The organism is Devosia sp. P2_G7 (genome assembly GCF_056403495.1).
The window spans coordinates 331,680-340,758 of the sequence record NZ_JBFUFI010000003.1 but is presented as its reverse complement, the minus strand read 5'-3'; the positions used below and the strand labels follow the sequence as shown (position 1 = coordinate 340,758).

The 9,079-nt window shown below is 63.5% G+C and carries 8 protein-coding genes; all 8 read left to right on the top strand.

What is annotated here, in order from left to right; all coding sequences use genetic code 11:
• Positions 1-559 precede the first annotated feature (559 nt).
• Positions 560-1,345, top strand: a complete 786-nt coding sequence (rpsB, locus tag AC1DWU_RS07845; protein WP_477149406.1) for a 30S ribosomal protein S2 — start codon at positions 560-562, stop codon at positions 1,343-1,345.
• 74 nt (positions 1,346-1,419) lie between these two features.
• Positions 1,420-2,346, top strand: coding sequence for a translation elongation factor Ts (gene tsf, locus AC1DWU_RS07840; RefSeq protein WP_477149405.1), 927 nt, complete (start codon positions 1,420-1,422; stop codon positions 2,344-2,346).
• 110 nt (positions 2,347-2,456) lie between these two features.
• Positions 2,457-3,170 carry a UMP kinase gene (pyrH, locus tag AC1DWU_RS07835; RefSeq protein WP_477149404.1) on the top strand — a complete coding sequence of 238 codons (714 nt, stop codon included), beginning with the start codon at positions 2,457-2,459 and terminating at the stop codon, positions 3,168-3,170.
• A gap of 26 nt (positions 3,171-3,196) precedes the next feature.
• A complete protein-coding gene (frr, locus tag AC1DWU_RS07830) occupies positions 3,197-3,757 on the top strand; it encodes a ribosome recycling factor (protein WP_477149403.1) in 561 nt (186 codons plus the stop codon).
• A gap of 36 nt (positions 3,758-3,793) precedes the next feature.
• Positions 3,794-4,555, top strand: a complete 762-nt coding sequence (locus tag AC1DWU_RS07825) for an isoprenyl transferase (protein WP_477149402.1) — start codon at positions 3,794-3,796, stop codon at positions 4,553-4,555.
• Positions 4,552-5,439 (top strand): phosphatidate cytidylyltransferase, encoded by an 888-nt coding sequence (locus AC1DWU_RS07820; RefSeq protein ID WP_477149401.1) that lies wholly within the window; start codon positions 4,552-4,554, stop codon positions 5,437-5,439. Before AC1DWU_RS07825 ends, AC1DWU_RS07820 begins: the two co-directional genes overlap by 4 nt.
• A gap of 86 nt (positions 5,440-5,525) precedes the next feature.
• Positions 5,526-6,635 (top strand): RIP metalloprotease RseP, encoded by a 1,110-nt coding sequence (gene rseP, locus AC1DWU_RS07815; protein WP_477149400.1) that lies wholly within the window; start codon positions 5,526-5,528, stop codon positions 6,633-6,635.
• Positions 6,636-6,911: 276 nt separating this feature from the next.
• On the top strand, positions 6,912-9,041 hold the full coding sequence (gene bamA, locus AC1DWU_RS07810) for an outer membrane protein assembly factor BamA (protein ID WP_477149399.1): 2,130 nt from the start codon (positions 6,912-6,914) through the stop codon (positions 9,039-9,041).
• Positions 9,042-9,079 lie beyond the last annotated feature (38 nt).

Below are 9,079 nucleotides of genomic sequence, written 5' to 3'. Positions count from 1 at the left end.
ATCACGGCAAGGACCGGTTCGCCGGTCAAGCCGCTATCACGCGAGGGCAACTCGATGCGGAGTGGCCCAAGGGACGAAGCCTGGCACGCATGAGCCGGGCGGGAGCAAGGAAACGCGGTGCTGGCATTCCGGCCGCCGACTGAGGTCCCCCGTTTCTCGCGATGCGGCAGGGGATGCGCCCCGGCCCTGGTGGCATAGGCCCAAAACCCCGGCCGGCCGGCGAGGCGTGAGCCTCTTTCATCTGCGGACTACCGCTACGGGGCAAACGCCTCGCCGGCCCCGCTTCGTCTTCCTCGATAAGGGGAAGGGTCTTTGAAACCTCCGAAGCCCTTGGGGCTGTCGGACGCTTCAACTTGCCCGGTCGTGAGCAGCCCCCCTCATACCTCACCGCCCTTGCCTATGACAGCAAAACCCCCTATATGCGCGGCGCGTCCGGAAAACCGGGCGTAATTCACACGCGAGCGAGGCGCCGCGGCACTAGGGCCGATGGTTCCAACCGGTGGCGGGAAATCCCGTCGCAAACGCTCGCGGAGGCAAAAACCGGTAAAGGAGCCATTTCATGGCATTGCCCGACTTTTCCATGCGTCAGCTGCTCGAAGCAGGTGTTCACTTCGGTCACCAGAAGCACCGCTGGAACCCCAAGATGGAGCGCCACATTTTCGGCGTTCGCAACGACATCCACATTCTCGACCTGTCGCAGACCGTTCCGGCCCTGCAGCGCGCGCTGCAGCTGATCTCGGACACCGTCGCTGACGGTGGTCGCGTGCTGTTCGTCGGCACCAAGCGCCAGGCCGCTCCGGTCGTGGCCGAGGCTGCCCGGCAGTCGGCCCAGTACTACGTCAACTCGCGCTGGCTCGGCGGCACGCTGACCAACTGGCAGACCATCTCGAACTCGATCGCGCGCCTGCGTGAACTCGAGGCGCAGCAGGCCGAAGGCGGCCAGGGTCTCACCAAGAAGGAACTGCTGCTGCTCAGCCGTGAGCAGGAGCGCCTCGAGCGCGACCTCGGCGGCATCAAGGACATGGGCAACCTGCCGAACCTCCTGTTCGTGATCGACACCAACAAGGAAGCGAACGCCATCAAGGAAGCCAAGCGCCTTGGCATTCCGGTGATCGCGATCGTCGACTCGAACTCGGATCCCGACACCGTCGATTTCGCCATTCCGGGCAATGACGACGCGGCTCGCGCCCTCGAGCTTTACTGCTCGCTGGTATCGCGCGCGGCCATTGACGGCATCGGCCGTTCGGCCGCCGGCCGTGGCGCCGACCTCGGCACCTCTGCCGAGGCTCCGGAAGAGCCGGCGCTGAGCGCCGAAGACGCCGACACGTCGTCTGCCGCCAACTAAGTCCGGCAAGCCGGACTGAGAATTCCGAACAAAGGCGCGGCTCCGGTGCGGGGCCGCGGAAAGGTGATATCGAAATGGCTGTTACCGCTCAGCAGGTTAAAGAGCTCCGCGAACTGACCGGCGTGGGGATGATGGACTGCAAGAAGGCGCTCGAGGAGACCGCCGGCGACATGGAAGCCGCGGTCGATTGGCTGCGCACCCGTGGTCTCGCCAAGGCCGCCAAGAAGGCCGGCCGCGTTGCGGCTGAGGGCCTGGTCGGCGTGTCGATCGACGGCACCCGCGCCGCGATCGTCGAAGTGAACTCCGAGACCGACTTCGTTGCCCGCAACGACCAGTTCCAGTCGATCGTCGGCAATATCGCCAAGCTCGCGCTCGACGCGAACGGCGACGTGGGCAAGCTCAGCGAGATGCCGTACCCGGGTTCGGGTCGCTCCGCTTCGGCCGAGCTCACCGACGCGATCGCCAAGATCGGCGAGAACATGAACCTGCGCCGCACCGGCACCCTCGTGGTGAAGGATGGCGTGATCGGCTCGTACGTGCACAACACCGTGGCGCCGGGCCTCGGCAAGCTCGGCGTTATCGTCGGGCTCGAGTCGACCGGTGACAAGGGTGCGCTGAATGCCCTGGGCAAGCAGCTCGCCATGCACATCGCCAACACCAAGCCGCTGAGCGTGTCGCCTGACGACATCGATCAGGACGTGGTGGCCCGCGAGCGCGCCATCTTCACCGAGCAGGCCAAGGAATCCGGCAAGCCGGCCGAGATCGTCGAGAAGATGGTCGAGGGCCGCGTGCGCAAGTTCTACGAGGAAGTGACCCTGCTTTCGCAGGTGTTCGTGATCGACGGCGAGACCAAGATCGCCGACGTAGTCAAGAACGCCGAGAAGGATGCCGGCGCTCCGATCAAGGTAACGGGTTTCGTTGCTTATGCGCTCGGCGAAGGCATCGCCAAGGAAGAGACCGACTTCGCCGCTGAAGTTGCCGCCACTGCCGGCGTGAAGTAAGACGCGGGATAAGTTTCGGACGGGCTGGTCACCGGCCCGTCCGAATATGCCATAACCGCCTGCGATGCCCTGAGATTCGGGCACCGCTGCGCACCTCGGGAGACTGACGAATGGCCAAATCCGCCTACAAACGGATTCTGCTGAAAGTCTCCGGCGAAGTGCTTGCCGGCGACCAATCGTTCGGCATCGAGCCGAAATTCCTCCACGCGATGGCTGACCAGATCGCGGAAGTCGCCAAGAGCGGCGTCCAGGTGGCGATCGTCATTGGCGCGGGCAACATCTTCCGCGGCATGGCCGTGGCCGCCAAGGGCGGCGACCGGGTCACCAGTGACCTGATGGGCATGCTGGGCACCGTGATCAACTCGCTCGCCCTCGGTGACGCCATCGAGCAGAAGGGCCTGAAGGTCAAAGTCTATTCCAACGTGCCGATGGAAACCGTGGCCGACACGTTCACGGCCCGTGACGCGAACCTCGCGCTTGCAGACGGTTACGTCGTGGTGTGCGCCGGCGGTACCGGCAGCCCGTTCTTCACCACTGATACGGCTGCTGCGCTCAAGGCGATCGAACTGCGCTGCGACGTGCTGCTCAAGGGCACCAAGGTGGATGGGGTCTACTCGGAAGATCCCAAGAAGAATCCCAAGGCGCAGCGCTACGAGACGATCAGCCATGAAGAAGTGATCGCCCGCGACCTGCGCGTCATGGATACGGCGGCCTTCGCGCTTGCCCGCGACAACGGCTTGCCGATAATTGTTTATGCGCTCGACGACAAGGAAGGCCTAAAAGGCGTCCTGGCCGGCCGGGCGAGGAGTACGCGCGTCGGCTAAGACGCGGATATATCGAGGAGTTTACTATGGCTGAGGCTTTTTCTCTGCCCGCACTCAAGGACCGGATGCAGAAGACGATCGCTTCGCTGCGAGACGAACTCGCCGGGCTTCGTACCGGACGCGCCAGCGCCAGCCTGCTCGAGCCGGTTCAGGTCGAGGCCTATGGCGGCAAGATGCCGCTCAACCAGGTCGCGACCGTCACGGTGCCGGAATCCCGCATGCTGAGCGTCCAGGTGTGGGACCGTACCCTCGCCGGCGCCGTCGAGAAGGCCATACGCAACTCCGGCCTCGGGCTCAACCCGGCGGCCGAAGGCGTGGTCATCCGCGTGCCGCTGCCGGAGCTCAACGAGGAACGCCGCCGCGAGCTGACCAAGGTCGCGCACAACTATGCCGAGGGCGCGCGCGTTGCTGTGCGGCATATTCGGCGCGACGGCATGGATCTCCTCAAAAAACTCGAAAAAGACGGCGATATCAGCCAGGACGACGGACGCAAGCTCGGCGAACAGGTACAGCAGGCGACCGATGCCGCCGTTGCCGATGTCGACAATGTGCTCGCCGTCAAGGAACAGGAAATCATGCAGGTCTAGTATAGGCCTGTAACGCGCTGCCCCTGGAGGGCGTCAATGTCCGCCGATACTGCCGTCGCCACGACGCTCAACGAGAAGCCCGGCCTCAAGATTCCCGCCCACCTGGCGGTCATCATGGATGGCAACGGCCGGTGGGCCAAGGCACGCGGCAAGGTGCGGACCGAGGGGCACGTCGAGGGTGTCAAGGCCCTGCGACGGCTCGTCGACCTCTCCATTCGGTATGGCGTCAAGCATCTGACGGTATTCAGTTTTTCATCGGAGAACTGGAGCCGACCACGCGACGAGGTCAACTTCATCTTCGGCCTGCTGCACCGGTTCGTCGCATCCGATCTCGCGACCCTGCTCCAGAACAACGTCAGGGTGCGGATCATCGGGACCCGCGCGGGCCTCGACGACGCGCTGAAACGGCTGATCGACGAGGTCCAGTCCAAGACCGCGCGCAACACCGGTCTCGAGCTGATCGTCGCCTTCAACTACGGCGGCAAGTCCGAGTTGACCGAGGCGACGAGGGCGATAGCGCGAGCCGTGGCCTCGGGGGAACTCCGCGTCGAGGACATCACCGAGGAGACGATAGAGCAGGCGCTCTATACCTCGGGTATCCCGGATCCTGACCTGATTATCCGCACCAGCGGCGAGCGGCGGGTGTCGAACTTCCTGCTCTGGCAAGGCGCCTACTCGGAGCTGGTATTCGTCGAGGAGAACTGGCCAGACTTTGGCGAGCAGGTGTTCCTGAAGGCGCTCGACGAATACTCATCGCGCAGCCGGCGCTTCGGCGGGATCGAGTCGAGGAGCCAGTGAGCGCACCGGAGGACCAGCGTCCCCAGTTCAATCCGCTCGCCCGCCGGTCCTGGACGGACCTCGGCCCCCGCATCGCTTCGGCGGCCGTGCTGCTGCTGATCACCGCCGTTGGCCTCTATTTCGGATCCTACATTTTCGCCGCGCTCGTCGGGGCCGTATTCGCGGGCTGTTACCGCGAGTGGGAACGGATGGTCACGTTGCGGCCGCTTACATCGATCGGTGGCGCCTTGATCGGTCTGCTCGTCCTGGCAGCGCTGATCTACCCGGCAGCCGGACCGCTGGCGTCACTTGCGGCCGTCGCCGTGGCGGCCATCGTCGCGGGCTTCGGCGCTCAGGGAACGCGGCTGTGGCGCGTCGCTGGCGTGGTGTTTTACGGCATCGTCATCATCGTGCTGATGATCATCCGGGGCGACGCGACGTGGAACCAGCCCGGCGTCTTCGACTCGGGGCTGTGGGCCGGGGTGCTGCTCGGCTCGGTGATCTGGGCCACCGATACCGGCGCCTATTTTACCGGTCGGCAGGTCGGCGGCGAGAAGCTGGCACCCGATATCTCGCCCTCCAAGACCTGGTCGGGAGCAATCGGCGGCTTCGCTCTCGGTACGCTGGTCGGGTTGGTGGTGTGGCTGCTGGTGGTGCCGCAGTCGCCCTGGTGGATCGGCCTAGTGCTATCCGCCGCGCTCAGCGTTCTCGGTCAGGTGGGGGATCTCGCCGAGAGCGCCATCAAGCGCCGGTTTCGGATCAAGGATTCCGGCGACATCATTCCAGGTCACGGTGGGCTGATGGATCGGCTCGACAGCCTGACCTTCGGCTCGCTTTTCATGTTTGCCGTGGGCGTGCTTCACGCGGGGTTCGGCGCCGTCGCTGCAGGCTTCCTGTTCTGGTAGGGCTGCGACGCTGCGCCGTATCGCATTCTTAACGCATTCGGCCCCTAGGTTCTCACAACTGCTGGGGCGCGCTCGGAACCGACGACATGGACTTTGCTTTCTGGCTGCTCTCGTACGTCGTGCCGTTTTTGGCGGTGCTGACCATCATCGTGTTCGTGCACGAGATGGGGCACTACCTGGTGGCGCGCTGGAACGGTATTGCCATCCAGGCCTTCTCGATCGGTTTCGGTCCCGAGCTTATCGGTTTCAACGACAGGCACGGTACGCGCTGGAAACTCTCGGCAATTCCATTGGGCGGCTATGTCCGCTTCGTCGGCGACATGAACGCCTCGAGCATGCCGGATGAGGCTTTCATCGAGCGTGCCGGCCCGGAACTGGCCGGCCAGCTGTTCGTCAACAAGAACGTCTGGCAGCGCATTTCGGTGGTGGTCGCGGGTCCGGTGGCCAACATCATCTTCACCCTGCTGGTGCTTTACGCCCTGCTGCTCGGCTATGGGCGTTACACCATTCCAGCCGTGCTCGACACGGTTCCGGTTGAATCGGTCGCGGGGAAGGCGGGGCTTGCCGATGGCGACCTGATCCTGTCGGTCGACGGCTATGCCGTCCGCGGCTTCGAGGACTTTCAGCGCCTGATCGCTACGGCCCCTGAGCGTCAGGTGAGCATCACCTTCGAACGGGCAGGGCATACCGAGAAGGTCACCGCAGTGCCAGAAGCGGTGTCGACCACGGATCGGTTCGGCAACGCGCATCGGATCGGCCGGCTCGGCGTGACGAAGAACGTCGAGCAGTCCGACGTGGTGCTCTACCGGCCCAACCCGGTCGAAGCAGTCGGCATGACCTTCGAGGAGGTTCGCTTCATCGTCGATCGCACGGTGGCCTTTCTCGGCGATTTCTTCGTCGGGCGCGGCGACGTCGAGCAGCTGGGCGGGCCGGTGAAGGTGGCCAAGGTTTCCGGTGAGGTGGCGAGCCTGGGCATCGTCGCGCTGATCAACCTGATGGCGCTGCTGTCGTTGAACATCGGCATTTTCAATCTCTTGCCGATTCCCATGCTCGATGGCGGACACCTGGCCTACTATCTCGTGGAAGCGATCCGCGGCCGCCCGCTGAGCCAGAAGGTTCAGGAGATCGGCTATCGGTTCGGCCTCGTCATCGTCTTCAGCCTGATGGCCTTCACGCTGATCAACGACCTGTTCTGAGCGAATCCTTCCTTGGCCGGTACGCCAAACCGATCCGGTCACATTCCTGCCGCCCCTCGGACGCATTTGCCCGAATACCCCCGGGTGCCTGTTAACCCTTGGATAAGCTTAGTTTTCTAGGTGTTGCAGGAATGCACGAGGGCCAATCTTTCGCTAACCTCGAAGGCTGTCGCGGCTTGTCCGTGGTTAAAATTCCAGTAAAAGCTTTTGATGGAGTTAGCTGGGGACGCTGTGCATGGCGATTCCCGGCGTAGGTCGCACGAGGCAATAAGAATCATGACGAACCCGAAAAAGCTGATGCGCGGTATCTATCTGGCGCTCGCCCTCGTGGTGGCGGCGCCGCTTGCCGGCATCGGCGGTACGCTCATCGGGGTCGATGCGGCCCAGGCCCAGCAGCAACGCCTCATCTCGGCGGTGCTGTTCGAGGGTAACAGTGGCTTCTCAGACGCTCAGCTGCTGGCGATGGTCAACGTCGCGGAGCAGGGGAGCTTTACCGAGGCCGGTCTTGCTGCGGATGCCGAGTCGATCCGGCAGGCCTATGTCGGCAAAGGCTACATGGGCGTGACGGTAACGCCGCGGGTCGAGCAGACCGAGAACGGTCGCTCGCGCATCACCTTCGTGGTCAACGAGGGTCAGCGTACCGGCATTGCCGCGATCAATTTCACTGGCAACAATGCGATCAGCTCCGGCACTCTGAAGTCCATCATCCGGACCCATGAGACGAGCCTGTTGAGCTGGCTGTTCCGCGACGACTCGTACAGCGAGGATCTGCTGACGATCGACCGGGGCCTGATCGAACTCTACTACATGAACCACGGTTACCCGGATGCGCAGGTAACGTCGGCAGTCGGTGAGTTCGACGCGGCCCGCAACGCGTATTTCGTGAACTTCACCATTTCCGAAGGCGAGCGCTATCGCTTCGGCGAGATCGGCGTCGAGACGTCGATCCCGGGGCTCAACCCCGATGCGCTGACGGGCACGATCCGCACTGGCAAGGGCGGTACCTATTCGCTCGCCGACCTGCAGAAGTCGCAGGAAGAGATGGCGTTCGAGGCGACGGCTCAGGGCTACGCCTTTGCAGACGTCCGCCCGCGTGTCGATCGTGACGTGGCCAACAGCACCTTCAACGTCACCTACCTGGTGGACGAAGGCGCACGCGTCTATGTCGAGCGCATCAACATCAGCGGCAACACCAAGACCCGCGACGCGGTTATCCGTCGTGAGCTGGATTTCGGCGAAGGCGACCCGTTCAACCGCTCGATGGTTCAGCGCGGCAAGTCCCGCATCGAAGGCCTCGGCTTCTTCAAGGTCGTCAATCTCGACCTGCAGCCGGGCAGCGCGCCTGACAAGGTGGTGATCAACATCACCGTCGAGGAGCAGTCGACCGGTGACTATGGTCTGACCGCGGGCTTCGACTCGAGCGCTGGCCTGCTGGGCGAAGTGTCGGTCACCGAGCGCAACTTCCTCGGTCGCGGTCAGTATGTCCGTGCCGCGGTGAGCGCCTCGGAATCCGGCCAGAGCTTCGACTTCTCGTTCACCGAGCCCCGCTTCATGGGCCTGCGTGTCTCGTCGGGCTTCGACGCCTACTACAAGGTCGTCGGTGAGACCGACAGCAACATCTACGGCACGACGGCAATTGGTGGCCAGGTTCGCCTGGGGGCGCCGATTACCACCGATCTGAACGGGTCGATCTTTGTCGGTCTCGAGCAGAAGGTTGTCGTCGACGATGACGCTCCGAAGTCGGAGATCATCAATACGGCGGTGGACGATACGTTCAACAAGGCGTGGGTTGGCTATTCGCTGGTCTACAACACGCTGGATGACACTAAGCATCCGACTGAGGGCCTCTACGCAACCTTCACCCAGCAGTACATTGGTTGGGACTACAACCTGCTGAAGAGTGAGGCCAAGGCCCGTTACTTCATGCCGCTGATGTCCGACTGGAATGTCATCGGTAGCGTGAAGGCCCAGGCTGGATACATCACGTCGCTGGATGGCAACGGAGTGTTCCCGCTGGAAGCATTCCGTAGCGCGGGCGGCCTGGTTCGTGGCTTCCAGAGCGGTGGCATGGGTCCGAAGACGACTATCTCGGGTGAACGGCTTGGCTACACGGGCTACATTGGGGCTTCCGCCGAGATCGAGTTCCCGATCCCGGTGCTGCCGGAGACCTATGGTGTCCGCGGTGCGATCTGGGCCGATGCGGCGCTGATCGATGGAAACGGTGATGCTGGTGCAGCGACGATCAGCCCGACCAGCATCGACGAGAGCTTCAAGTCGTCGGTTGGTGCCTCGATCATCTGGGACAGCCCGTTTGGTCCGCTGCGTGGCGACTTCGCCTACGTGCTGAACAAGGCGACCGACGACAAGACCCAGGTCTTCTCGCTGACGCTGCAGCAGCTGCTGTAAATCGGTCGGCCGGCGCCCTGCGCCGGCTTCCCTCTCGG